Genomic DNA, 26,216 nt, shown 5'->3' with positions numbered 1-26,216 from the left:
ATAATTACTTTTCTAATATCTGTGTCCGAACCATACTAGCCTGCAACATTGCTAACTCAACGACACAAGAATAATGACTTAAATCAAGATTTTCCAACAAACGATAAGATACAAATAACTTCGGTTGCAATCGTGTGAGAGGTTTTGACCATATTACTGCTTCTGACTGGAATTGTTTGAGTGCCTGAAAATAAATCTGATTGACTGTAAGATAGGCTCTACCATTTAGTAAATATGCGTAATCTTGTATTAAATCTCTACAAAATGAAGCTACCCAAATAGCTGCGGTCTTCTCAGAATCAGCATCGTAATCGGCTAATAAGTCCAGCGTAATCAGACTTCCTTTTCCAAAATCCTTCGATTTCTGATTTCGCAATTTTTCAGCATTTATCGGAGTCGTCAAACCAAAATGATTAGCATAGGTTTCCCACTCTTTATAAATATCATTCCAAGAAATCTCTGTCATCCTTTTCATTTGCGACTCCTATTTTTCTTTTTGTGAGATTATCATAACACCGTTTTGATTTTTTGTCAAACATGTTAAACAAAATTTGCAAAAAATATTTTTTAATGGTATAATTGGTTAAACAGATAAGGAGACAACCATGATTTTAGGTGATATTTTAAAAGAATACCGAAGCAAGAATAAATTATCAATGGATAAATTCGCTGAATTATCTGGTTTAACAAAAGGCTATATTTCTATGTTGGAAAAGAACCAGCATCCCAAAACCAAAAAAGCTCTCCTGCCAACGATGGATACGCTAGAAAAAGTCGCTAAGGGCATGGCTATATCGGTTAGTGAACTAATCGGGCAACTAGATTCCAATCAGGATATAGCTTTAACGATTACTCCTTCCCAATTTAAACTCTTTCAACAGCCTATTCATCCAGAGATTCAAACCTTGGACAATGAATTAAAAGGTGATTTCCATGCACGATGGTTAACTTTTGGTCAAGAACAGTTAGCAGCTATGCAAACTGCCTCAGTTACTCCTTCTGCTTCTATTCTTCACTTGGATGACTATCGGGAGCGAATCGAATTACCTGTTCCTGGTAAGGTTTCTGCCGGTACAGGTTACTGGCAGGATACAGATATGAACAATCTTGTATCGTTCTATAACGATGAGATTCCGAATAGCCAATCTTATGATACAATCGCTCAGGTTGTGGGAGATTCTATGGCTCCGCATATCAAGGATGGAGACTATCTCTTCATTCGCCTAACTCCTCATATTCCTCTAAATACGATTGGAATTTTTTCAGTCAATGGCGAAAATTTTGTTAAAAAGTTCAAAGGTGACTATTTGCAATCACTCAATTCTGACTATGATGACATCTATTTTAACCCAGAAGACGATATTCGACCTATTGGTCAAGTTGTAGATATTTATAGTCCAGATTGATTTCTAAGCCTAGTTAATCACAAGTTATATTGGCTACATTCCTCTATCTAGTTTTGGAAAGTCTGTTCGTATAGCTGGTGTTGTTTCCTACTAAAAACAGACTGAAAAGCACAGTAAAGGGAGGCTATGACAGCCTCCCTTTTATATGTCAAATTGGAAAAGTCCATTACCAGATAGTTATTTGACAACAAGTTAATGATTAAATAATTATTCTGCTACCCTTATGTCTTTGATTGTCCTCTTACTATTTGTCTAAAGTGTGGAGATTGCTTATTATGATGAAAATCGCTAGAGGTTTTTGTGATTTTCTAAGGTTATGTTCAAAAGTTACAACATCTTGAACACATAGTAGTTACGACACGAATAATCTTAGCCTACTTCTGATTGAACCGGGTAGCAAGGCTAAATAATGAGTTAATGCTATGCATTTGACAATGGATATCACAAATAGATATAAAACAGGGATAACGGACTCTTCCCCCTACTAGCATCCCTCTCTTTTTATTAGAGAAAGATGACTAATAGTATATACACTTCTACGAACGCTAAAGAACTCCTTTCAGCAATTCAGATGGCGTTCAACATCTTAACTAACTATTTCCTTTTTTCAATTAGATTATACCACTATTATAAAACGCTTTCAAATAATTATGTGCTCCAAAGTCAATTTTTTTGCTTTTCTTTTTCCTTGATAAAGTTTTCCCACATTTTTTGTTGCGGCTTAGCAAATGGGTAGGTAGGAAAATCTTCTACAGAAACCCATTTCAATTCTTTTGATTCTGGAAGGTTAAGTGTTTCTGCCACACCTTCTACCATTTCTATCTGCCATTTGCGGTGACTAAAAATGTGCTGGACGATGCCAAATTCTTGCTCTTGCCAATCAACAGTCAGACCATAAAGTTCCGTAAAGCTCTGCCGAATATCTGGCTGAACAACTTCTTCTGCAACTTCAAAGAGAGAGACTTGTTTGTCAACGATTGCTCCTTTTTCCAAAAGCGGAAAAGACCAGAAACCTGATAGAAGACCTGCTTCATTATTTTTTTCCAATAAAAATTGATTGTCTTTATTTCTGATGAGAAATCCCTGGTAGGCCACGGGAATCGGCTTTTTCTTTGGTGCTTTGATTGGATACTTATCCATTGTACCGTTTAAGTAGGCTGCGCTAAAGGCTTTGACTGGGCTGTCCTGGGGACGTGGATTAACTGGCGATTCAATATCCGACCCCAGATCCATCAGGGCTTGGTTGAAATCGCCCGGTCGATCTGGATCAATCAATAGCTCCATCATCGCTTGGAAAATCTTGCGATTGGCAGGCAAACCAATATCATAATCAACCTCAAACAAGCGGCTGAGAACCCGCATCACATTACCATCTACCGCTGGTTCTGGCAAATTAAAAGCAATACTGGAAATTGCTCCAGCAGTATAGGGACCAATGCCCTTTAGGCTTGAAATGGCTGCATGCGTGGTCGGAAATTGCCCATCAAAATCTTCTACCATTTGCTGAGCCGCCTTTTGCATATTCCGCACGCGCGAATAATAGCCCAATCCCTCCCAGAGTTTGAGAATGACCTCCTCTGGTGCTTGTGCTAAATCACTAATCGTAGGCAAGTGATGGAGAAAACGTTCATAATAAGGAATGACCGTGTCTACTCTTGTCTGTTGAAGCATGATTTCAGAAACCCATATAGCGTATGGGTCCCTTGTCCTTCTCCAAGACAAATCACGTTTATTAGCATCATACCAATCTAAGAGTGCCTTGCGAAAAGATTGAATCTTTTCCTCCGGCCACATTTCGATTCCATATTCTTTCAAATCTAACATACATCTAGTATAACACAAAGAAAGGGAGTCAGCTTTTGCCAACTCCCTTATATCGTTTATAATCAAAATCAAACTAGCTCCAAAGGTTTGGGGAACCTTTGGAGGTTGGAAATAGAGCGAACGAAGTTCGTCTCTACAAAGGTTTGAGGAAACTTTGGAGGTTGGAGATTGAGCGAATGAATTTGTTTCTCTAAATCTAGCCAAGACTGTCTGTTTTTGATGTTCGAAGAATTTTATTCTACTTTACCTGTTACAAACATGGTAAAACTTGCTGAAGCAAGTAGCTGTTTATCTTGATTTTCTATCTTAACTTCGACGACCTTTGTTCTACTTCCATCATGTGTGCAAGAGCCTATTACTGATAAGGTATCACCAAGTTTAGCTGCCTTCATATAATGTATATTGGACTGTAGGGTAACAGAATAAGTCCCCCTTGCTACCGTTGTCAGACCTGCAACTGAATCTGCCAATGTGAAAAGAAAGCCTCCATGTGCTATGCCGTATGGATTGAGAGATTTTTCCGTCACCTTTGTGGTCAGTAGCACCTCTTTCTCATTGAGCATTGTAGCTTGATAGTCATCTAAAACCGTAATCGGTTGTAAGTTTAATTTATCTAACACTTTCATCCTCTTCTGTCTGCTGACTTGTTTGCATTTGATAATAAACGCCTTGTTCAGCCATCAATGCTTCATGATTCCCTTGCTCAACAATTTTTCCGTCCACCATGACCAAAATCAAGTCAGCTGATTGAATGGTTGATAGCCGATGAGCAATAATAAAGCTGGTCCGTCCTTCCATCAATTTGGCAAATGCTTCCTGTACTAAAATTTCTGTCCGTGTATCAATAGAGGAAGTCGCCTCATCTAAAATCAGGATTTTAGGTATTTTAACAAAGACACGCGCAATAGACAAAAGCTGACGTTGTCCCTGGGATAAGGCTTCACCTCCATCTGCCAAAACTGTATCATACCCCTGCGGAAGCTGACGAATAAAGAAGTCTGCATTAGCTGCCTTAGCCGCCTCAATGACCAATTCCCGCGTGGCATTTGGATAGCCATAGGCAATATTATCATGAATGGTACCAGATTTGATCCATGTCTCCTGTAAAACCATCCCAATCTGTCTGCGAAGATCCTCACGACTGTACTGGCTAATCGGAACCCCATCTAAAGTAATTTGACCAGCCGTTACATCGTAGAAACGCATGAGAAGGTTAATCATGGTTGATTTACCAGCACCAGTAGGTCCAACAATGGCTACCTTTTGGCCAGCTTTGACAGCAAGATCCAGATGTTCAATCAGAGAACGATCAGGACTATAGGAAAAAGACACATTTTCAAAGGAAATAGCTCCCTTCAGCTCCTCAGAGTCAATTTCCCGCTCAGCCTGATCATCAATGCTATCTAAAGCCAAGATAGCAAACAGTCTGTCTGCACAAGCTAAGGCGCTCTGCAATTCCGATAGGACCGAGGAAATATCATTAAAAGGCTTGCTGTACTGACTAGCATAATTGAGAAAAGTTGTCAGTGAACCCACTGTAAACTGCCCTGCCATAATTCTCAGAGCTCCTAGTCCTGCAAGTAAGGCATAAATAATAGCATTGATAAACCGCGTACTTGGATTGACCGTTGAAGAGGCAAAGATGGCCTGTTGGGAATAGGTCGCATATTGGTTATTCACAACTTGAAAACCTTGCGTAAATTGCTCTTGAGCATTGAAAGATTGAACCAGTGTCAATTGACTGATGGACTCTTCCAAATGCTGAGATTGCTTCCCACGTGCCTGAGTCTGTTGTCTATAATAACCATAGGATTTCTTAGCGATATAGCGTGCCACAAGCAGAGAAACTGGAGTTAATGCCACAACCAGCAACATCATCGTCAAGTCAAGCCTAGCCATAGTGAAAATGGTTAGGAAAATGGTCAAGATACCAATGAAAAATTGATTGAAAATCATCAAGAGACCATTTGTTAATTGCTCACTATCACTTGAAAAACGAGCCACCAAATCACCGACTGATTGACGATCAAGATAAGATAGGGGCATCTGGTGCAGCTTCACATAGACCTGTTCACGCAAATCGGCCACCATTCCGTAAACCAAGCGATTGGTTACCAAAGGTAAGTACCATTGCACCAGCGTATTAAGCAAGATAACCATTACCATTTTGCCTAAGATACCGAGTAAGACCTGACCATTTGCTATCAATACGGCATCGACTGCCTGACCAATCAAGATTGGCAGATAAACTGTCAGAAGCACTTGCACCAAAGTTCCCACCAACATCAAGGACATTCGAAGAGGCTGGCGTAAAACCAATCTGACCAGTTCCTTAAAACTAGATTGTCTCATAGCTATCCTCCTCTCCTTGTTGTTGCGATTGGTGAATTTCTTGATAAATAGCAGAGCTTCTCAGCAAGTCCTCATGGCGACCAAGTCCAACTTGACGCCCTTGTTCCAAGACTAAAATCTGATCAGCTGTCCGTAAACTATTGGTTCTCTGAGATACCATTATTAAGGTTTGCTCAGGCAATTCACGACAAATCGCAGCCAATAACCGACTCTCCGTCAAATAATCCAGAGCAGATGTTGCATCATCTAAAACCAAAATCGGAGCCTTTTGTAACATGGCGCGTGCTATTGTCAACCGCTGTCTTTGACCACCAGAAAAATTCTTCCCAAAGGCTTCGACTGGACTATCCAAACCACCCTTGTCTTCTATGAAAGATTTAGCTTGAGCAATTTCTAATGCAGACCATAGGTCACTATCAGATATTTCTTCCAATCCTAAAGATAGATTAGAACGAATAGTTCCAGCAAAAAGCTGAGCCTGTTGCGGAACGATAGCAACTCGCTGCCGCCACTCTTTTAAATTCTTAGGACTTTTTCCGTCAATGAAGAGAGAGAGCTGATTTGTTGGCACTGAATAGAGTGCCTGCAATAAATCTACTAGGGTGGACTTACCTGACCCAGTTCCCCCGATAATTCCCATAAACTGTCCCTTACGTAGGTCAAAAGCAATGTCAGACAGGGACTCCTCAGCAGATTTTGGATAAGAAAAGGAAAGATGGCGCACAGAAAAGATGATCTCCTTATCCTCACTAACCACTTTTGGCAAACTAGACTCTACATCCTCAGATGTTTGGTCAAAAACCTCTTGAATACGTTGCGCTGAAATATAGGTCTGGTTGAGAGTAGACACGACCATAATCATCTTGACCAATTCTACTAAAATTTGAAGAAGGTAGTTGATAAGAGCGACCATCATACCCTGTTCCAACAAATTGTGTGAAATGGCTATATTCCCCTGCCAGATGAGAATGAGTAAAGTGCTGTTGACCACTAAAAATGTCAATGGTGATAAAAGACTAGACCAAAAACCAGCCTGCAACTGTTGCTTCTTATAAATCTGATTTATGCCTTGAAAAGCCTTAATTTCCCGCTCTCTTTGTCCAAATGCACGAATCACTCGCCAACCAGTCACTGTCTCACGTACCTGCCCCACCAAACCATCTAATTCTTTTCGCATCGACTGATAAATACGGCTGGTTATAACAGAAATGACTGTCACTATAAAAATCAATAGGATAATCATTCCTAGAAAATAGGCAGATAGACTTGGGCTAATATAGAATGCCATGATGAGCGAACCAAATACGACAATTGGAGCACGTAAAAACAAACGAAGAAAAGTATTAATACCTGTTTGAATTTGTAAAGTGTCGCTGGTCAATCGTGTCAGCAAGCTGGATGAGGAAAGAATATCTCGGCTAGACTTTGGAAGGGAAAGAACCTTCTGATACAAGTCATTCGTCAGCTCTTTAGTCACTCCAACCGCTGCTTTAGCTGAATAATATTGCGCTATTAGTGAAACAATAATTCCAATACATGCTAGACCAACCAGTAAAAAAAGCATAGCAACCAGGTTTCCCTGGCTGCCATTTGGAATAATTGTATCAACGATATAGGCGATAATTAATGGTACCAAAAGCTCAAAACAAGCTTCCAATAGTTTGAAAACTGGACCTAATATGGATTCCTTAATATAGTCCTTAAAATATCGTGATAAAAATTTCATATTAACGGTGCTCCAAAGCCTGAACCGCAGTAATCAAGGTCAAGTTGTAAACATCATCAGGGTTACAACCACGAGACAAGTCGTTTACAGGCTGATTCAAACCTTGTAAAACAGGACCTACCGCTGCAAATCCACCCATACGTTCGGCAATTTTATAACCAATATTACCAGCTGAGATACCTGGGAAGATAAATACAGTCGCTTGACCAGCAACACTCGAACCTGGTGCTTTTAATTTACCTGTAGCAGGGACAAAGGCAGCATCAAATTGCAATTCACCGTCCAAATCCAACTCCGGACGCAATTTTTGAGCAATTTTAGTTGCTTCAACCACCTTATCAACTTTAGGACCTGAGCCAGAACCTTTTGTTGAATAGCTAAGCATTGCAACTTTTGGATCGATACCAAACATTTTAGCAGTACGTGCTGAGTTGATAGCGATTTCTGCCAAGGTTTGAGCATCTGGATCAATGTTGATAGCACAGTCACCAAAAATATAACGCTCTTCACCTTTTACCATCAAGAAGGCACCTGATGTTTTCGACACACCTGGCTCTGTTTTAATGATTTGAAGAGCTGGACGAACTGTTGAAGCGGTTGAATGAATCGCACCAGATACCATACCTTCTACTACGCCCATATATACCAACATAACACCAAAGTAGTTAACATCTTTCAACAACTCATGTGCCTGCTCTTCTGATACCTTACCTTTACGGCGCTCTACCAAAGCAGCTACCATCTCATCATATCTATCATAATGAGCTGGGTCAATAATTTCAAAACCTTCTGTAATCCCTTCAATGTCAAGGTAAATCTTAATACGATCTGGGTTTCCAAGTAAGACGGGTACTACATCCGACTCATTTACCAAACGTTTTGTCGCTTGCAAGATACGTGGTTCTTCACCTTCTGGCAATACGATACGTACTTTTTTACCCTCTAGCTTTGTAGCTAATTGCTCAAAAATTTTCATGAACAAACTCCTTAAATTTATTTACTTATTAACTGATTGATAACAGCCTGAAAATCCTCAGGAAGCGGTGCTTCCAAATCAATCCTTTCGGCTGAAAAAGGATTGTCGAAGGCTAAATTATGACAATGTAAGGCTTGACGTTCTATCCCACATTCCAAACTTCCACCATACATATCATCTCCTAACAACGGAAATCCAATGTGAGAAAAATGAACACGAATCTGATGAGTCCGCCCAGTATGTAGTTGAATATCTACTAAATGAATATCTCCCCACGATTGCACAACACGATAGGAAGTATGAGCATATTTTCCATTCTTTGTCACACAACGGGTAATGATGCTATCTTCTGGACGACCGATAGGGGCAATAATATCCCCTGTCTCTTCTAGCTGCCCATTCCCCTTCACCAAAGCATAATAACGTTTATGAATAAGCTTGGCCTGTAACTGCTTATCGAGTCGTGCATGGGCATAGCCGTGCTTGGCAAACAGCATGACACCTGATGTATCCCTATCCAGACGAGTCACAATATGAACCTGCTTATTCTCATAATTCTGCTCAATGAGATAACCTTTTACAAAATTTGCGATTGTGGATGAATGCAAGGCAGAAGGAATGGAGGCGTAGCCAACCGGCTTATTTATCGCCAGAAAATGATCATCTTCATAGACAATATCCAACGGAAAGAAAATCGGCTTTAAACTACCAGTCAAATCCTCTTCAGCAGGTATGTCAATTGTAACCCTATCTCCAATATCAAGCAAGTAAGTTGCATTTTGCTCAATATCGTTGACCCAGATATTGCCGCCGGTATACTTAATCTTCGCTAATAGGCCTTTAGAGACACCGTGTTTTTTAAGGAAAGTCTTTATTTTCGTATGCTGGTCAGCAATGAATTCAAACCGCATTACTCCACCTCTCCAATAAAGGCGTCCTTAACCCGATTCCAAAAACTAGTATGGCTCGGTGTTGCAACAAAATGAATCTTACTATTGTCTATCTGATACTCTATACTTTCAATACTATCATAGACAAAAGTCTTATTGTCCACCGCAATCGAGTAACGGTCACTATGCTTTGGTTCAATCACAATCTTGTCTTTTTTAGGGACAACAACGGATGAACCCAAGGTGCGGTAAACACGATTGTTCAAACTTGCCACTTCTGCAATCTGCAATGCCTCGATTGTTGGATGTAAAACAGCACCACCTAATGACTTGTTATAGGCTGTTGAGCCTGTCGGCGTTGAAACCGAAATTCCATCCCCTCTAAAGCGTTCGAAGGGCACATTGTTAATAATAATATCTGCGACCATGGTCTTAGAAAGACGTTTTACTGTCGCCTCATTTAAGGCACGCGCCTCGACAATGCGGCCATCTGTCATCTTGACCTTAACATTTAAAATCGGATACGATACTCTAGCACCTGTATCAAGCTTAAGATTTTCAATCAGCTTGTCCACTTCAAAATCGCGATAATCTGTATAAAACCCCAAATGACCCGTGTGAATTCCTACAAAACGTACACGATCAATCAACTTTTCATATTTGTGAAAAGCAGATAAAAGCATCCCATCTCCACCGATAGAAATGACAATATCTGGATTTTTAGGAGTCAAAATAAAATTTGCTTCTTTTAACTTTGTCCATAATTCTTTGGACACCGCTTCACTCTTAGGATTTCGACTAGCGAGCAGAACGATTTTTTTTCTACCTGTATTCTTCATCTGTATCATCACTGTTGCCCACACCGTCATTCAGTTTGCGATAGGCAGGATCAAATAAGGCCTGCGCTTCTTGAATGTCGTTGCGGATTTTTCGCATCTCCTCATCTAATTCATAGGCAATTTTTGCTGTAACTTCCAAGCGTTTCTTGATTTCTTCTGGAAAATTCCCCTTATATTTATAATTCAGAGAATGTTCAATTGTAGCCCAGAAATTCATGGAAAGGGTTCGAATCTGGATCTCTGCCAGAACCGTCTCGTTGCCATTTATAGTATCCACAGGATACTCAATCACCACATGATATGAACGGTAGCCAGAGGCTTTCATATTGTTGATATAATCCCGTTCATGCACAATTTGCATATCCTTACGTTTCCGCAAAATAGCTAATACTTCTTCAATGTCGTCCACAAATTGAACCATAATCCGAAGACCGGCAATATCTTGCATATCTTGAGCAAGATTTTCCAATTTGATATGTCGCAGGGCCATTTTTTCTTTAATGGATTCAATCGGTTTTACCCGTCCTGTGACAAACTCAATTGGAGAATGCCGATTAGCCTTGCGATACTGCTTGCGAATCCCCCGCAGTTTGATTTTCAATTCACCAACTGTCTGAATATAGGGGTCTAAAAATTCTTCCCAGTTAAAGTCCATACGGCCCCTTTCTTGTCAAAACTTTTAAATTGTATTAGAATAACACAAAGACTAATCTATTATAACACATTGAAAGGGTTTACTGCATGAAAAACCACCTTGAAATTGAGTATAAAACCTTACTGACCAAATCCGAATACAAACGCCTGCTTACTGACTTTTCAGATGTGAGCCCAATTCTTCAAACAAACCACTACATTGATACCCCAGACCTAGATATGAAGAATCACCGCTTTTCACTCCGTATTCGTACATTTGAAGACTCAGCAGAACTAACCTTAAAAATTCCACAAGAAGTCGGAAATCAAGAATATAACCAAGTTCTAGACATCCAAACTGCTCATCATTTACTGGAAAATTTTCAACTACCAGCAGGACAAATTTCTGACATTATTTCTGCAACAGAGATTCCACTTGATAAACTTGCTGTCTGGGGAAGCCTCACGACAAAACGCTATGAGAAACAGACATCTATAGGTCTTATGGCTCTCGATGAAAATGATTATGTGGGACAAAAAGATTATGAATTAGAAGTCGAAGTGACCGATGCAGATGCAGGGAAAATTCTTTTTGATGAATTCCTTAAGAAGAAATCAATTCAATTCAAATATGCTAGTAGTAAGGTCGCACGAACAGCTGCCTACATGAAATAACTATAAAAAATCAGCCAAATAAGGTTGATTTTTTAGTTTCACTACTGAAAATTTCTCATTTTTTTGATAGAATAGAACTATCTATTGTAAAAAATACTTTTATGTCATCATAAAAGCTCAGTGTGTAAAAGGAGTTACTTTAAAATGGTACAACCACTCGGTGAACATAACATTAAATTATTCTCACTCAATAGCAACCGTGATATTGCTGAAAAAATTGCTGATTCTGCTGGAATTCCTCTTGGAAAACTGTCTTCTCGTCAGTTTTCGGATGGTGAGATTCAAATTAACATTGAAGAATCTGTACGTGGCGTAGACGTCTACATTATCCAATCAACAAGCTATCCGGTCAATAATCACTTGTGGGAATTATTGATTATGATCGATGCTTGTAAACGTGCTAGTGCCAACACCATTACAGCGGTCATCCCTTATTTCGGCTATGCTCGTCAAGACCGTACCGCTTCTCCACGCGAACCAATTACAGCTAAATTAGTTGCAAATATGCTGGTTAAAGCTGGTGTCGACCGTGTATTGACTCTTGATTTGCACGCTTCACAAATTCAAGGTTTCTTTGATATTCCAGTAGACAATCTCCTTACAGAACCACTTTTTGCAGCTTACTACATGGAAAAAGGACTCTGCGGAGAAGATGTCGTCATTGTGAGTCCTAAAAATTCTGGTATCAAACGCGCACGTAATATCGCTGAATTTCTAAATGCACCGATTGCGATTATCGACTACGCTCAAGATGATTCTGAACGTTCTGAAGGCTATATTATTGGTGATGTTGCTGGTAAAAAAGCTATTTTGGTGGACGATATTCTCAATACAGGTCGCACTTTCTCACAAGCTTCAAAAATTGTCCAAGAAGGTGGCGCTACTGAAATTTATGCAGTTGCCAGCCATGGTCTCTTTGCGGGAACTGCAGCCCAACTCTTAGATGAAGCACCAATCAAAGAAATATTAGTTACCGATTCTGTTGCAAGCAAAGAACAGCATCCTAAAAATATCGCCTTCCTAACAGCTAGTGACTTGATTGCAGATGCCATCCACCGCATCCAAGAACATCAGCCACTCAGCCCACTTTTCAAATTTACTAGTCCTGAAAAAGAAAACTAGGAGTAAACTCTTTGATTTATTTAGATAATGCAGCAACCACTGCTCTATCTCCTACTGCACTCCAACGGATGATGGAAGTGGCTCAAGAAAATTATGGAAACCCCTCCAGTATCCATCAAAGCGGTCGAAAAGCCAATCAATCTCTTAGACAAAGTCGTCAAGAGATTGCTCAGATTCTCTCCGCCTCTCCTGAACAAATTATTTTCACATCTGGAGGCTCCGAAGCTGATACTTTAGCTATTCAAGGCTATGTACTTGCACATCAATCCAAAGGAAAACACCTGATTACTACGGCTATCGAACACCATGCTGTCCTCCATACCATGCAATATCTAGAGGAGCGGTTTGGGTTCGAGGTAACCTATATCCAACCAGTCGATCAAGTAATCACCGCTCAACAAATTCAGGATGCCCTTCGACCAGATACTATTTTAGTCAGCGTCATGTTTGCTAACAATGAGACCGGTCAGCTACTTCCCATCAAGGAAATTGGAGAGCTCCTAGCCGATCATCAGGCCGTCTTTCATGTAGATGCTGTCCAAGCAATTGGAAAAATTGCAATTTCTCCCTCTGACTACGGAATTGACTTCCTCGCGGCCTCTGCCCATAAATTCCATGGTCCAAAGGGGATGGGATTCCTGTATAGTAAAGTTCATAAATTTGATTCCTTGATCCACGGCGGAAAGCAGGAACAGCAACATCGAGCAGGTACTGAGAATCTCCCTGCTATTGCTGCTATGGCGACTGCCCTAACAGAACAATATGAGTCCTTAGATACGCATCATAAGCATGTCAGTGAACTGCAACAACATATTATCAAGGGATTGTCTGGCTTAGACTATTATCTCAATCAGGCTGGACCTCATCTCCCTCATGTCCTTAATATCGGTTTTCCTGGTAAACTTAATGAACAACTACTCATGCAACTAGATTTGGCAGGTATCGCTGTTTCTAGCGGTTCCGCATGTACGGCAGGTGTTGTCCAAAATAGCCATGTTTTAGAAGCTATGTATGGAAAAGACTCCCATCGTCTGAAAGAATCCATTCGTATCAGCCTATCTGAAATCAATACAAAAGAAGAGATAGATACTCTTATCATCGAACTAAAGAAAATATTTGGAGGTTAAAATGGCATTCCAACAATCAGTTACCTTAAAAGATTGTAATTTTACTTATCACATTAGCCCTGCTATCAAAAAATATACACTCCGTGATAACACCTTTGAACAAACCAAAGCAGGCCACTATCAGCTTACACGTCTTCTGGAAGAAATTCCAAATTCAAACCAAGGATTCCTCTTGAAAATTATTATCAATCAAGACCTAACTGGTTTTAAAATTAACATTACCGACAAGTCTGGTCTTCATCTGGTAAACATTTTTAAGCCAGAAAGTAATAAGGTTATTCAAGAAAAATTCTATTTCCTCATGGATAGCTTGATTGACCGTGACATCTTTACAAAAGAGGGTTAGTATGATTGAAATTCACTATCTTGATGCTTACAAGCAAGAACGTATCCAAACATTTGAGAATAAAGATGCAGCCATTCTGGCTTTTTCCGGTTGCTTAACCCTCCCAGACTATTATCCAGTTACCAGCATTACACAAGACGGACAAGCTCTGGATTACAAAGGGACAATCGGGGATCTCTATCGCTATTTACAAACACTAGATTAGACAGTTTCCTGTTTAATCTTTTTTTAAAATCAATCTGTTGATTTTTTCACAAACTTGGACTAGAATAGAATAAAGAACTGTTTAATATATAAATAATCGATAAAGCGTATTCTATCGAAATAAAGGAGTCTAAAGTGAAAAACGATAAAAAATCTGATATTCCACGCGCAACTGCCAAACGTCTATCCCTCTACTATCGCATTTTTAAACGTTTCTATGCAGGAAATATTGAAAAAGCTAGTTCAAAAGAAATTGCTGAAGCTATCGGAATCGATTCGGCTACCGTCCGCCGAGATTTTTCCTATTTTGGAGAGCTTGGTCGTCGTGGCTTTGGCTACAATGTCAAAGAGTTGATGGATTTCTTTGCGGATATTCTAAATGATACCTCCATCACCAATGTTATGCTTGTTGGAGTCGGGAATATGGGGCGGGCCTTACTACACTATCGCTTCCACGAACGAAATAAAATGAAAATAGTCATGGCTTTTGAAGCAGATGATAATCCAGCTGTTGGAACGACAGATGAAAATATCCCAATCCATGCAATCTCAGAAATCAAGGAACGTATCAGCGAAGCAAACTCTCAGACAGCCATTCTAACGGTACCCAGCGTCAAAGCGCAAGAAGTGACCGATATTCTTGTTGAAGCTGGTGTTAAGGGGATTCTGAGCTTTTCGCCAGTTAACTTGTCTGTCCCAAAAGATGTCGTTGTTCAGTATGTTGATTTGACTAGTGAATTACAGACACTACTCTACTTTATGCGAAAAGGATAAGCAATGAAAAAACCAGTTATTGGTATTTCTGGAAATGAATATAAAACAGGGGATCATACAGAACCCCTGCTTTCTTATACCCAGACTTGCCTCGTACAAGCTATTGAAGATGCTGGCGGACTCCCACTCATCCTTCCTGTTACAGAGCCTGATTTGGCAAAATATTATATCCATCTTATTGACAAACTCATCCTAACAGGAGGACAAAATGTCCAGCCAAGTTACTATCACGAAGAAAGGACTATTGACAGCGATAATTATCTACCAAAGCGTGACGAGTTTGAATTAGCCCTCATAAGGGCTGCCCAAGAAAATCAGAAACCTATCTTCGGTATCTGCCGAGGTCTACAGCTCTACAATGTAGCTCAAGGTGGTAGCCTTCATCAATCAATTTCTGAACATTGGCAAGACATAGACGGACAAGAAGTCAGTCAAACGGTTCAATTGACTCAAAATAGTCCACTTTACGACATATATAAGTCCGATCCGAGTGTAAACTCATTTCACCGCCAGGCTATCAAAGACTTAGCACCTGACTTAGAAATCATTGCACTATCGGATAATCAACAAATTATTGAAGCAGTTCATTCAGCCTACCCAACTAAATTTTTAGGGGTTCAATGGCATCCTGAACTACTCTACGGTAAACGTGAGATTGAAAAAGACCTCTTCCACTATATTGTCAATAAACTTTAAAATAACTCACTTTCTTCTCTAAAAGAATAGTAATCCTTATTTCCAACAATTAAATGATCTAATAATACCAGTCCTAGCTTTTCGCAGGACTCTTTTAAATTCTCTGTAAATAGCAAATCATTCCTACTCGGTTGTACTGAACCCGACGGGTGGTTATGAACGATGATAATCGATGTTGCCATACATTTTACTGCGTAATGCAAAATTTCACGTGGTTCTGCAATGCTACGATTAACACTCCCAATAAAAATCGTTTTTTGACTGATAATCTGGTTCTGTGTATTGAGATAAAGTGCAACTAGATGCTCCTGCTTCTTATGCCCGATTTCATGAATCATCTTACGTCCCAACTTCTCACTTCCCAAAATTCTCTCATTTAAGAGTAGCTCTGATTGATTGATACGCTTTCCAAGTTCAATCATAGCCTTAATTTCAATCGCCTTGACGCGCCCAATTCCAGTCAAACTTTGCAATTCTTCAATTGATAGTTCTCTTAGAGCCGCTAAACTCTCCAAACGATTCAATAATTTATTGGAGAGAATAGAAACAGGTTCTTTTTTTGTCCCAGTTCTAATAAAAATTGCTAGTAATTCCTGATTACTGAGACGCTCAGCTCCAACTTCTACTAAACGTTCTCTAGGTAGAATGGCCTCTTCTTTAAATTCAATTTGATACATAATTTCCTCCTCACCTATCTATTCGTAAAATCTTGCAAAAAAAGAAGCCATATAAAACCAAAGAATATCTCCTCAGTTTCATACCACTTCTTTATTCTTAATATATAGATGTTTTATTGTCCATAATCATACTGATTATAACTCTTATTGAAGGAATCTAAGATGTCTTTTGCAGTTTCATTATATGGAGTTGTTGATTCAAGAACTCCTTTTACAACAATACGTTGCGTAGCATAATAGTCCGTACATGTCACTAACGTAACTTCTGTACGTCCTTCTACATCATCAATGACATAGACACTTTCAGGCGAAACAATTTCCACACTATCAATAACGTAGGTGTAAACATTGGTCTTGTCAGTAATATAGATTTTCATGCCGTTTTTAGCACGATCAAGCGGTGAAAAGAGAACATCTGCCGCACCAGTTACACCAAAAATATGGTGGCTGGCCAACGCATAATTTCCTTTCCCCATCTCTTGGTTTTCCTTCATGGTACCAGCTCCATACATGAGCGAAGTATTGAAGACCCCTTTAAAAATAGGAAGGTTGATACCAAGCTCGGGAACCGCAATTCCACCAATTACAGGTAAGCGTTGTGCATCCCACTGAGCTGCTAAAATAGCCTCTGTAGAAATAGACTGAACCTGTTCGAAATCAAATGTTGTCTCAGCCTGTTTATTCTTTTCGATATCCTCTGTCGTAACATTGCTAATCTGGTATTTATTCGTATTCCAGCCGATAATAAAATTACGGATAGAGGTATTAAATATCAATGCCAAGGAAATCAGTATCAATACAACTGTTAAAAAATTGCGCCAAAAAGAACCTTTACGCTTCTTCTTTTTCTCACGTTTTGACATGATTATTTATTCCTTTTCTTCTTTAATTTCGGCAGCATCTACCAAGGCAAAGGTCATGATTTTCGCTTCATCATTCAAGCGCATCACTTTTACCCCCATGGTTGAACGACCAGTTTGAGAGATATTCGCAACACTTGTACGAATAATCACGCCAGTATCGGTAATAACCATAATATCTTCATCACCAGATACCGTTGTCAAACCTGCTAGAGAGCCATTCTTATCAGCAACTTTAAGAGTCTTGATACCCTTACCACCACGACCTTTGGTTGGATACTCACTGGCTGGTGTACGTTTACCAAAACCTTTTTCCGTCAATACGAGTACTTCTTGGTCATCAGAAATCATAGTAGCGCCAACTAACTGGTCTCCCTCGCGTAAATTGATACCACGAACACCTGTTGCTGTACGGCCCATATTACGAACATCTGTTTCAGTGAAACGTACAGAATAACCGAACTTAGTCCCCATAATAATGTCTGCTTGACCATTTGTTAAGAAAACATTGATGAGTTCATCGTCTTCTTTCAAATTCAAAGCTTTCAGACCGCTCTGGCGAATATTGGCAAATTCTGACACACTAGTCCGTTTTACAACACCTTGGCGAGTTGCAAAGAAGAGATAACTATCTGCCTCCTGGTCCTTAGTTACATTGATAATGGTTTGAATTGCCTCGTTTTCTTCCAATTTAAGCAAATTGACTACTGGAAGTCCCTTTGCAGTACGACCATATTCTGGGATTTCATAGCCTTTGAGACGGTAAACACGTCCCTTGTTAGTGAAGAAGAGCAAGCGATCATGAGTGCTTGTAGAGACTAATTCTCGTACAAAATCATCATCCTTGACGCCAGTTCCTTGAACCCCACGTCCTCCACGCTTCTGAGCTTGAAACTCATCCTGTGCCAAACGCTTGATGTAGCCTTGGTTTGACAAAGTGATTAAAACATCAGTTTCTTCAATCAAGTCCTCATCTTCAAGGGAAAGAACTTCACCAACCATCAATTCTGTACGGCGTGGGTCAGCATACTTACGTTTGACTTCTTCTAATTCGTCTTTAATAATCTGAACAACACGCTCAGGCTTAGCTAGAATATCAGCCAAATCTGCAATCAATGCCACTAACTCATCATATTCTGATTGAATCTTGTCGCGTTCCAAACCTGTCAAACGACGAAGACGCATATCAAGAATGGCCTGACTCTGACGTTCAGAAAGGTCAAATTTCTCCATCAATTCAGCTTGAGCAATAGCATCAGTTTCTGAATTACGGATAATGCGAATGACCTCATCAATATGGTCAAGAGCAATCAGCAAGCCTTCTAAGATATGAGCACGCGCCTCAGCCTTTTCTTTATCAAATCGTGTACGGCGAGTGACTACTTCTTTTTGGTGTTCAATATAAGACTCTAGAATCTGACGTACAGAAAGGATTTTCGGTACACCATTTTGGATGGCCAACATGTTGAAACTAAAGTTGGTTTGAAGCTGGGTTTGCTTAAATAGGTTATTCAAAATAACGTTAGCAGAAGCATCACGACGAACTTCGATAACAAATCGTACACCCTCACGGTTGGATTCGTCTCGAACAGCAGTGATTCCTTCAATACGTTTTTCTTGGACTAATTTGACAATATGTTCTTGAACCTTGGACTTATTGACCATGTATGGAAACTCTGTAACAACAATGCGTTCTCGACCATTTCCATATTCTTCAATTTCTGTGCGGGAACGAAGAACTATTGAACCTTTACCAGTTTCATAAGCACGGTGAATTCCAGATTTCCCCATAACCAAGGCACCTGTCGGAAAATCTGGTCCAGGCAAGACTTCCATAACCTCACGTGTTGTTACCTCGGGATTGTCCATAACCAGCTTAACTGCCTCGATAGTCTCACCCAAGTTGTGTGGAGGAATATTGGTAGCCATACCAACGGCGATACCAGTCGTTCCGTTAACCAGAAGGTTAGGGAAACGAGCAGGTAAAACCTCAGGCTCACGTTCACTCGCGTCATAGTTATCCGCAAAATTTACCGTGTTCTTGTTAATATCACGAAGCATTTCAAGCGCAATCTTGCTCATGCGTGCTTCTGTATAACGCTGAGCGGCTGCTCCGTCGCCATCCATGGAACCAAAGTTTCCGTGACCATCAACTAACATGTGACGGTAGCTCCACCATTGTGCCATACGAACCATTGCTTCGTAAATCGCACTATCTCCATGCGGGTGATATTTACCCATAACATCCCCTGTGATACGGGCTGATTTTTTATGTGGTTTATCCGGTGTAATTCCTAATTCATTCATCCCATACAAAATACGGCGATGAACCGGCTTCAGACCATCACGTACATCAGGCAGAGCACGTGAAACGATAACACTCATCGCATAGTCGATGAAGGATGATTTCATCTCATTGGTCAGATTAACCGTTACTAAATTTTTATCTTGCATTATATGCCTCTTTCAACAGTCATTGTGCTTCTATTATACCATATTGGCGAATAAATTTCTTTGTTGGAAACTAGCATGTAAACATTTTCAAAGGCGCTTTCACAAGTGACAAAAAGCTTAAAACATGCTAGAATGTATTATGGTCGGGATGAAGTCATCCCCAAATAAAACTAAGGAGATGTTTAGCAATGACTGCAACTAAACAACACAAAAAAGTAATCCTTGTCGGTGACGGTGCCGTAGGTTCTGCTTATGCTTATGCTCTTGTTAACCAAGGGATTGGTCAAGAATTGGGTATCATCGATATCAACAAAGACCGTACTCAAGGTGATGCAGAAGACTTGAGCCACGCATTGGCCTTCACATTCCCTAAAAAAATCTACTCTGCTGAGTATTCAGATGCTCATGACGCAGACTTGGTTGTATTGACAGCTGGTTTGCCACAAAAACCAGGTGAAACTCGCCTTGAATTGGTAGAGAAAAACCTTCGTATCAACCAACAAATCGTTACAGAAATCGTTAACTCTGGTTTCAACGGTATCTTCCTTGTTGCTGCTAACCCTGTTGACGTATTGACTTACTCAACTTGGAAATTCTCTGGTTTCCCTAAAGAGCGTGTTATCGGTTCTGGTACTTCTCTTGACTCAGCTCGTTTCCGTCAAGCATTGGCTGAGAAAATCGGTATCGACGCACGTTCAGTTCACGCTTACATCATGGGTGAGCACGGTGACTCAGAATTTGCAGTTTGGTCACATGCCAACGTTGCTGGTGTGAAATTGTACGACTGGTTACAAGATAACCGCGATATTGATGAGCAAGGTCTTGTTGACTTGTTTGTATCTGTTCGTGATGCAGCCTACTCAATCATCAACAAAAAAGGTGCTACTTACTACGGTATCGGTGTTGCACTTGCACGTATCACTAAAGCAATCTTTGATGATGAAAATGCAGTACTTCCATTGTCAGTTTACCAAGCTGGCCAATACGAAGGTGTTGAAGATGTCTTCATCGGTCAACCTGCTATCATCGGTGCCCACGGTATCGTTCGTCCAGTCAATATCCCATTGAGCGAAGCTGAATTGCAAAAAATGCAAGCATCTGCTAAACAATTGAAAGACATCATTGATGATGCTTTCGCAAACCCAGAAATTGCAGCTGGTGTAAAAAACTAATTATATAAAAAAGTAAAAAAGGTGAGCAATAGCTCGCCTTTTTTACTTTTTTATATCATAACGTAACATAGCAATTCCATCTGTGACAGTTGACTCTACCAAGAGCAATTTCTTTTCTTCCAAAAGTGAGGCGAAAAGTGGAATACCGTCACCCAAAATAGTAGGAATAATCCCAATAATAAGGTGATCAATCACTCCCGCCTCTAAACAGTCCTGAACCAGACTTGCCCCACCAAACAACCAAATATCTCCACCTTCTTGAGAGCGAAGTTCCATAATCTCCCGATGACGTCCCTTACGAAACGCACATTACCATAGTCCGTCTGCTCAGTATGACTCGCAACGATAAATTGCTTTTCCTGATGTCCTTCAATCCAATCGTAGCTTCCATCCTTACGTGCAATAAATCCATCTAAACTCATTGCAATATTTAACACCAATCGTCTCACAATTAACCTCATTTCATACCTTAGTGACAAACTATTATACCAGTCATTCTTCCTATTCTCAACCAAAAGTCCCTATAACTCCTCTTCCTTTGAATAGGACAATTATTCATTTCCTATACAGCAAAGAACATGATAAAAAGGTCCACTGGACCTTTTTATTTAGATTTGATATAGTTGATACCGTCTGCTTTAGGAGCGACTGCTTTACCAAAGAAAGCAGACAGGGCAATAACAGTAATCAAATATGGTGCAATTTGAAGATAAACCGTTGGAATATCTTTCAATCCTGGTAATTGTCCACCCACTACTGCTAAACTTTGCGAAAGACCGAAGAATAGACTGGCAAGCATAGCGCCAATTGGATTCCACTTACCGAAAATTACAGCTGCTAGAGCGATGAAACCTGAACCTACGATTGTTGTTGCAGAGAAGTTGATATTCACTGATTGAGCACTTACAGCTCCACCAACACCACCAAGGAAACCAGCAATCAACACACCTGCATAACGCATAGCGTAGACATTGATTCCCAAAGTATCCGCCGCCTGCGGATGTTCACCTACTGAACGAAGGCGCAAACCGAACTTGGTTTTATAAAGGATGAACCAAGCAAGAAATGCTGTTGCAATAGCTACATAACCCATCAAGCTTGTATTTTTGAAGAAAATTTCACCAATGATTGGAATATCTGCCAAGATAGGGAATGAAAATTTACCAAATGATTCAGTAATACTATCAGTTTGACCCTTATTATAGATAACCTTGACTAGGAAAACTCCCAAAGCTGGAGCCAAAAGGTTCAACACCGTACCTGAGACAACGTGGTCTGCACGGAAATTAATCGTCGCCATCGCATGAATAGCGGCAAAGATAACACCAGCAAGACCTCCTACAATAACAGCTAATAATGGAGTAGCATTACCAAATGTCCCTGCAAATTCGATATTGAAAACAACACCAGCAAAGGCACCGATAACCATGATTCCTTCTAGACCAACGTTTACAATACCACCGCGTTCAGAGAAAACTCCTCCAAGACTGGTAAAGATTAAGGGTGCTGAATAAATCAACATTTGCGAAATGAGTAAGGCAAGAATTGAAACATTCATCTTATTTCGCTCCTTTCGCTTTATTTCTAGATTTTAATAATTGTTCAAAAATAAATTTCACACCGATAAAGAAAATGATTGATGCAGTAACAACGTTGATCAATTCAGGTGGAATCTGTGCACGTACCATACCTGGGGCACCGACAGAAAGAACACCGAATAGAAAGGCAGCCAATGGAATGCCTAACGGTGAATTAGAAGCTAAAAGCGCTACTGACATACCATTAAAACCAATATCCAAGTTACCGCTTTGGATGTAAACGTTTTGGAAAGTACCCAAACCTTGGATAGCTCCTCCAAGACCCGCAAGAGCACCTGAAATAATCATAGATAGAATAATTGTACGTTTCGCAGACATACCCGCATAATCCGATGCTGTTGGGTTAAGCCCCACTGAGCGAATCTCAAAACCAAGAGTCGTTTTGGTCAATAGGAACCAAATCACAAAAACTGCAATAATGGCAAAGAAAATACCAATATTCATACGTGAGTTATCTGTCAATGCACGGAGCCACTCTGTTTGGTAAGAGGCATTTGCTGACACGTTAACTGTCGAGTCTGTATTCTTCATCAAACTATCTGCAAATACATCACGAATGATATAGTTACATGAATAGAGTAAGATGTAGTTCATCATAATCGTAACAATAACTTCACTTGTTCCCAAATAGGCACGTAGAATACCTGGAATAGCTCCAGCAATACCGCCTGCAAACATAGCAATCAAGACTGTTCCCAAAATCAAAACTGGACGTGGTAAGTCAGGATTTGCCAAGGCAAACCATCCAGCAAAAACCCAACCAACATAGGCCTGACCAGACAAACCAACGTTGAAGAAACCTGCACGACTAGCTACTGCGAAACCGAGAGCAGTGAAAACAAGTGGTGCCATTGCACGGAAAATTTCACCAATTGATTTGATATTACCAAAAGCTGAATAGAATAACTCTTCATAGCCCCAAATTGGATCGTAGCCAAAAACAAGCATGACAATCGCTCCAAGTAGGATACCACTGACCACAGCCATTAATGGAAGGGCCAAATTCTTATATTTATTAAGCATGTTCTTCTCCCTTCTCAATATGTCCACCTGCCATCAAGACACCTAACTCTTGTTTATTGGTCTTAGCAGGTTCAACAATACCATGGATGACACCATCATGGATAACAGCAATTCTATCTGATACATCCAAAATTTCATCCAATTCGAAGCTGACAACAAGAACAGCCTTACCCTTATCACGTTCTGCAATGAGACGCTTACGAATATACTCAATAGCACCAACGTCCAAACCGCGTGTTGGTTGGCTAACAATGAAAAGGTCTGGGTTGCGATCGATTTCACGCGCGATGATAGCTTTTTGCTGGTTACCGCCTGAAAGAGCCTTGATTGGAACGAGTTCGCTCGCCCCACGAACGTCAAATTCTTCCATTAATGCGCGTGCTTTTTCATTAATGATACTATAGTTCAAGATACCATTTTTTGAAATCGGTTCTTTATAGTAAGTTTGAAGCGCAAAGTTCTCAGCAACAGTCATCGGAAGAACGAGTCCATCGCGATGACGATCTTCGGGAACGTGGCTCACTTGCATTTCTGTAATTTTACGTGGAGTTTTACCAACTACTTCCTCACCTTTGATAGTGATTGAGCCAGATTTTACCTTGCGTAAACCAGTGATTGCCTGAATCAACTCACTTTGACCGTTTCCGTCGATACCGGCAATACCAACAACCTCACCTGCTCGAACATCAAGCGACAAGCCCTTAACTGCTGGAATACCACGGTTTTCATTGACAACCAAATCCTTAATTGATAAAATGACTTCTTTAGGATTTGCTTCAACTTTCTCTGTTTTAAAGGAAACGGAACGTCCAACCATCCACTCAGCCAAATCTTGGTTTGTTGCTCCTTCAACAGCAACTGTTTCGATTGATTTACCTCGACGAATAACTGTTACACTATCGGCAACTGCACGAATTTCATCCAATTTGTGCGTAATCAAAATAATAGATTTACCTTCTTCAACCAAGGCTTTCATAATTTTCAAGAGCTCTGCAATTTCCGCAGGGGTCAATACAGCTGTCGGCTCATCAAAAATTAAAAGGTCGGCTCCACGGTAAAGTGTTTTAAGGATTTCTACACGTTGCTGTGCACCCACAGAAATATCAGCAACCTTTGCAGTTGGATCAACTTCAAGACCATACTTAGCAGAAAGTTCTTTAATTTCTGCGATAGCTTTTTTAAGGTCAATCACGCCACCTTTGGTAGTTTCAGAACCAAGAATGATATTCTCGGCAACTGTGAAAGCATCAACCAACATAAAATGTTGGTGCACCATACCAATACCCAATTGGGCAGCTTTGGATGGAGAGTCAATCTTCACGGATTGACCGTTGATAACAATTTCACCGCTTGTAGGTTCCAACAAGCCAGCAAGCATGTTCATCAGAGTAGATTTACCCGCACCATTCTCACCAAGAAGGGCATGGATTTCACCACGTCTGACATTCAAATTGATGTGGTCATTTGCTACAAATTCACCAAATATCTTAGTGATATTGCGCATTTCAATGACATAATCCTTAGTCATAATCTATTATCCTTTCTGACTATAGCCTTCTGAAAATTCTTCAGTACTACTTTGAGTACTTAAAAACTCTTCATCAACTATACCATTTTTGTCAGTAAAACCTACCATAGCTGATAGGCTTTACTGAGAAAAATCTCAGCCCGAAAACGGCGCCCCGTCGGGTCGCCGAATCGGAATTGTCAAAAAGAAATTCATTAAGGTTTTTCAGGAACTTCTACTTTGCCATCCAAAATTGCTTGTTTAGCATCTGCAACTGCTTTAGAAGCATCTTCTGAAAGGTTAGTTTCCGCCAATTCAACACCTTTATCTTTCAATGAGAATTGAAGTACTTTACCGCCAGGGAAATCACCTGCAGCTGCCTTAGTTGCAATATCTTTAACTGAAGTACCAACTTGTTTCAATGTTGAAGCCAATACAAAGTTAGAAGACTTACCATCTTTAGAAGTGTATGTACCTTCTGCTGATTGGTCACGGTCAACACCGATTACCCAAACTTTATCTGCTTCATTACGAGTTTCGTTTTCTGCTTTAGCAGCTGCAAATACACCGTTACCAGTACCACCAGAAGCGTGGAAGATAACATCTGCACCTGCAGCATATTGAGCAGCTGCAAGAGTTTGACCTTTGGCAGCATCACCAAATGAACCTGCATAGTCAACTGTAATTTTGATGTCTTTGTTTACAGACTTAGCACCAGCAACGAAGCCAGCTTCAAAGCGATCGATGATAACACCTTCCATACCACCGATGAAACCTACGTGATTTGTTTTAGTTGATTTAGCTGCAGCAACACCAGCAAGATATGATGCTTCATGGTCTGCGAAACCTACGCTAACTACATTGTCTTGATCTGGAACAACACTATCCACGATTACATAGTGTGTATTAGGATTATTTGGTGCAACCTCAGCAATCGCACTCTCCAAGGCAAAACCAATACCGAACACAAGATTGTAACCACCAGCAACAGCTGAATCAAGGTTTGTGATATAATCTGATTCACTAGCTGATTGGAAGTAATCGTAGCCATTACCTTTGGAAAGACTAGCTGCTTTACCCCACTCTTGAAGACCTTCCCAAGCAGATTGGTTAAATGAACGGTCATCAACACCACCAATGTCAGTAACGATAGCAGCTTTCACAGATGTGTCCGCTGATGAAGATGCTTCTGAGCTACTGCTTTTTGAAGCACGGTTACCACATGCAGCCAAAGATACAGCCGCAACAGCTGCTAGACCAAGTCCTACAAGTTTCTTGTTCATTTCTGAACCCTCCTAAAAATCTTTTTGCAACTAAATTGTTGCAGAGTAATAT

General features: G+C 40.2%; 25 protein-coding genes and 1 pseudogene. 9 read left to right on the top strand and 17 right to left on the bottom strand.

What is annotated here, in order from left to right; all coding sequences use genetic code 11:
- Window positions 1-4 precede the first annotated feature (4 nt).
- On the bottom strand, window positions 5-475 hold the full coding sequence (locus tag ODU34_RS03430) for a hypothetical protein (protein ID WP_024407219.1): 471 nt from the start codon (window positions 473-475) through the stop codon (window positions 5-7).
- A 130-nt stretch (window positions 476-605) separates the two neighbouring features.
- Here ODU34_RS03430 and ODU34_RS03425 point away from each other — a divergent pair, with 130 nt between their 5' ends.
- Entirely contained in the window at window positions 606-1,406 is an 801-nt protein-coding gene (locus ODU34_RS03425; protein WP_105178530.1) for an XRE family transcriptional regulator, read from the top strand.
- Window positions 1,407-2,069: 663 nt separating this feature from the next.
- Here the strand turns inward: ODU34_RS03425 and mutY are convergent.
- The 8 genes from mutY to ODU34_RS03385 form a co-directional block, all read right to left on the bottom strand.
- Window positions 2,070-3,230, bottom strand: coding sequence for an A/G-specific adenine glycosylase (gene mutY / locus ODU34_RS03420; RefSeq protein ID WP_169051023.1), 1,161 nt, complete (start codon window positions 3,228-3,230; stop codon window positions 2,070-2,072).
- A 233-nt stretch (window positions 3,231-3,463) separates the two neighbouring features.
- On the bottom strand, window positions 3,464-3,856 hold the full coding sequence (locus ODU34_RS03415) for a PaaI family thioesterase (RefSeq protein ID WP_164503906.1): 393 nt from the start codon (window positions 3,854-3,856) through the stop codon (window positions 3,464-3,466).
- Window positions 3,840-5,582: an ABC transporter ATP-binding protein gene (locus ODU34_RS03410; RefSeq protein WP_105178528.1), complete on the bottom strand. Its 1,743-nt coding sequence runs from the start codon at window positions 5,580-5,582 to the stop codon at window positions 3,840-3,842. Before ODU34_RS03410 ends, ODU34_RS03415 begins: the two co-directional genes overlap by 17 nt.
- Window positions 5,569-7,308: an ABC transporter ATP-binding protein gene (locus ODU34_RS03405; protein WP_105178527.1), complete on the bottom strand. Its 1,740-nt coding sequence runs from the start codon at window positions 7,306-7,308 to the stop codon at window positions 5,569-5,571. The genes ODU34_RS03410 and ODU34_RS03405 overlap by 14 nt, the downstream gene beginning before the upstream one ends.
- Window position 7,309: 1 nt before the next feature.
- Window positions 7,310-8,284 carry a phosphate acetyltransferase gene (gene pta / locus ODU34_RS03400; protein ID WP_012775151.1) on the bottom strand — a complete coding sequence of 325 codons (975 nt, stop codon included), beginning with the start codon at window positions 8,282-8,284 and terminating at the stop codon, window positions 7,310-7,312.
- Window positions 8,285-8,301: 17 nt separating this feature from the next.
- Window positions 8,302-9,195 carry an RluA family pseudouridine synthase gene (locus ODU34_RS03395; RefSeq protein ID WP_012027041.1) on the bottom strand — a complete coding sequence of 298 codons (894 nt, stop codon included), beginning with the start codon at window positions 9,193-9,195 and terminating at the stop codon, window positions 8,302-8,304.
- Window positions 9,195-10,013 (bottom strand): NAD kinase, encoded by an 819-nt coding sequence (locus ODU34_RS03390; protein WP_105178526.1) that lies wholly within the window; start codon window positions 10,011-10,013, stop codon window positions 9,195-9,197. The genes ODU34_RS03395 and ODU34_RS03390 overlap by 1 nt, the downstream gene beginning before the upstream one ends.
- Window positions 9,997-10,668: a GTP pyrophosphokinase family protein gene (locus ODU34_RS03385; protein ID WP_002935242.1), complete on the bottom strand. Its 672-nt coding sequence runs from the start codon at window positions 10,666-10,668 to the stop codon at window positions 9,997-9,999. The genes ODU34_RS03390 and ODU34_RS03385 overlap by 17 nt, the downstream gene beginning before the upstream one ends.
- Before the next feature lie 86 nt (window positions 10,669-10,754).
- On the opposite strand from ODU34_RS03385, the gene ODU34_RS03380 reads away from it, so the two are divergent.
- The 7 genes from ODU34_RS03380 (at window position 10,755) to ODU34_RS03350 (ending at window position 15,590) form a co-directional block, all read left to right on the top strand.
- Entirely contained in the window at window positions 10,755-11,321 is a 567-nt protein-coding gene (locus tag ODU34_RS03380) for a CYTH domain-containing protein (protein WP_024378698.1), read from the top strand.
- Window positions 11,322-11,465: 144 nt separating this feature from the next.
- Window positions 11,466-12,443 (top strand): ribose-phosphate diphosphokinase, encoded by a 978-nt coding sequence (locus tag ODU34_RS03375; protein ID WP_012775438.1) that lies wholly within the window; start codon window positions 11,466-11,468, stop codon window positions 12,441-12,443.
- Between the two features lie 11 nt (window positions 12,444-12,454).
- Window positions 12,455-13,570 carry a cysteine desulfurase family protein gene (locus tag ODU34_RS03370; protein ID WP_105178525.1) on the top strand — a complete coding sequence of 372 codons (1,116 nt, stop codon included), beginning with the start codon at window positions 12,455-12,457 and terminating at the stop codon, window positions 13,568-13,570.
- A 1-nt stretch (window position 13,571) separates the two neighbouring features.
- The gene (locus ODU34_RS03365) at window positions 13,572-13,916 is read left to right on the top strand and encodes a DUF1831 domain-containing protein (protein WP_024407230.1); all 345 of its coding nucleotides are present in this window, start codon (window positions 13,572-13,574) and stop codon (window positions 13,914-13,916) included.
- A gap of 1 nt (window position 13,917) precedes the next feature.
- Complete coding sequence (locus ODU34_RS03360; RefSeq protein WP_024378702.1) at window positions 13,918-14,121, top strand: DUF4649 family protein; 204 nt, start codon at window positions 13,918-13,920, stop codon at window positions 14,119-14,121.
- A 134-nt stretch (window positions 14,122-14,255) separates the two neighbouring features.
- Window positions 14,256-14,894, top strand: a complete 639-nt coding sequence (locus ODU34_RS03355) for a redox-sensing transcriptional repressor Rex (protein WP_002935251.1) — start codon at window positions 14,256-14,258, stop codon at window positions 14,892-14,894.
- Window positions 14,895-14,897: 3 nt separating this feature from the next.
- Window positions 14,898-15,590, top strand: coding sequence for a gamma-glutamyl-gamma-aminobutyrate hydrolase family protein (locus tag ODU34_RS03350; protein WP_105121010.1), 693 nt, complete (start codon window positions 14,898-14,900; stop codon window positions 15,588-15,590).
- Here the strand turns inward: ODU34_RS03350 and radC are convergent.
- The 3 genes from radC to gyrA all read right to left on the bottom strand — a co-directional run bounded on the left by radC (window position 15,587) and on the right by gyrA (window position 19,581).
- Window positions 15,587-16,267 (bottom strand): DNA repair protein RadC, encoded by a 681-nt coding sequence (radC, locus tag ODU34_RS03345; protein ID WP_002935253.1) that lies wholly within the window; start codon window positions 16,265-16,267, stop codon window positions 15,587-15,589. The two genes, ODU34_RS03350 and radC, sit on opposite strands and share 4 nt — an antisense overlap.
- A gap of 113 nt (window positions 16,268-16,380) precedes the next feature.
- On the bottom strand, window positions 16,381-17,130 hold the full coding sequence (locus ODU34_RS03340) for a class A sortase (RefSeq protein ID WP_002935254.1): 750 nt from the start codon (window positions 17,128-17,130) through the stop codon (window positions 16,381-16,383).
- Between the two features lie 6 nt (window positions 17,131-17,136).
- Window positions 17,137-19,581, bottom strand: a complete 2,445-nt coding sequence (gyrA, locus tag ODU34_RS03335; protein WP_105178524.1) for a DNA gyrase subunit A — start codon at window positions 19,579-19,581, stop codon at window positions 17,137-17,139.
- 188 nt (window positions 19,582-19,769) lie between these two features.
- Here gyrA and ODU34_RS03330 point away from each other — a divergent pair, with 188 nt between their 5' ends.
- Window positions 19,770-20,753: an L-lactate dehydrogenase gene (locus ODU34_RS03330; protein WP_002940816.1), complete on the top strand. Its 984-nt coding sequence runs from the start codon at window positions 19,770-19,772 to the stop codon at window positions 20,751-20,753.
- Window positions 20,754-20,795: 42 nt separating this feature from the next.
- Here ODU34_RS03330 and ODU34_RS03325 read toward each other — a convergent pair.
- The 5 genes and pseudogenes from ODU34_RS03325 to ODU34_RS03305 all read right to left on the bottom strand — a co-directional run bounded on the left by ODU34_RS03325 (window position 20,796) and on the right by ODU34_RS03305 (window position 26,164).
- A pseudogene (locus ODU34_RS03325) lies at window positions 20,796-21,202 on the bottom strand (dihydrofolate reductase family protein).
- Window positions 21,203-21,357: 155 nt separating this feature from the next.
- The gene (locus tag ODU34_RS03320) at window positions 21,358-22,311 is read right to left on the bottom strand and encodes an ABC transporter permease (protein ID WP_002940834.1); all 954 of its coding nucleotides are present in this window, start codon (window positions 22,309-22,311) and stop codon (window positions 21,358-21,360) included.
- A 1-nt stretch (window position 22,312) separates the two neighbouring features.
- Window positions 22,313-23,374 (bottom strand): ABC transporter permease, encoded by a 1,062-nt coding sequence (locus ODU34_RS03315; RefSeq protein ID WP_105178523.1) that lies wholly within the window; start codon window positions 23,372-23,374, stop codon window positions 22,313-22,315.
- Window positions 23,367-24,902, bottom strand: a complete 1,536-nt coding sequence (locus ODU34_RS03310; RefSeq protein ID WP_105178522.1) for an ABC transporter ATP-binding protein — start codon at window positions 24,900-24,902, stop codon at window positions 23,367-23,369. Before ODU34_RS03310 ends, ODU34_RS03315 begins: the two co-directional genes overlap by 8 nt.
- A 194-nt stretch (window positions 24,903-25,096) precedes the next feature.
- Window positions 25,097-26,164: a BMP family protein gene (locus ODU34_RS03305; protein ID WP_044758722.1), complete on the bottom strand. Its 1,068-nt coding sequence runs from the start codon at window positions 26,162-26,164 to the stop codon at window positions 25,097-25,099.
- Window positions 26,165-26,216: the final 52 nt, after the last annotated feature.

Origin of the sequence: Streptococcus sp. 2018WUSS126 (assembly GCF_044427425.1) — a bacterium.
Classification (GTDB): Bacteria; Bacillota; Bacilli; order Lactobacillales; family Streptococcaceae; genus Streptococcus; species Streptococcus hashimotonensis.
Note: the sequence above shows the minus strand (reverse complement) of the source record. Positions and strands in the feature narration are given on the sequence as shown.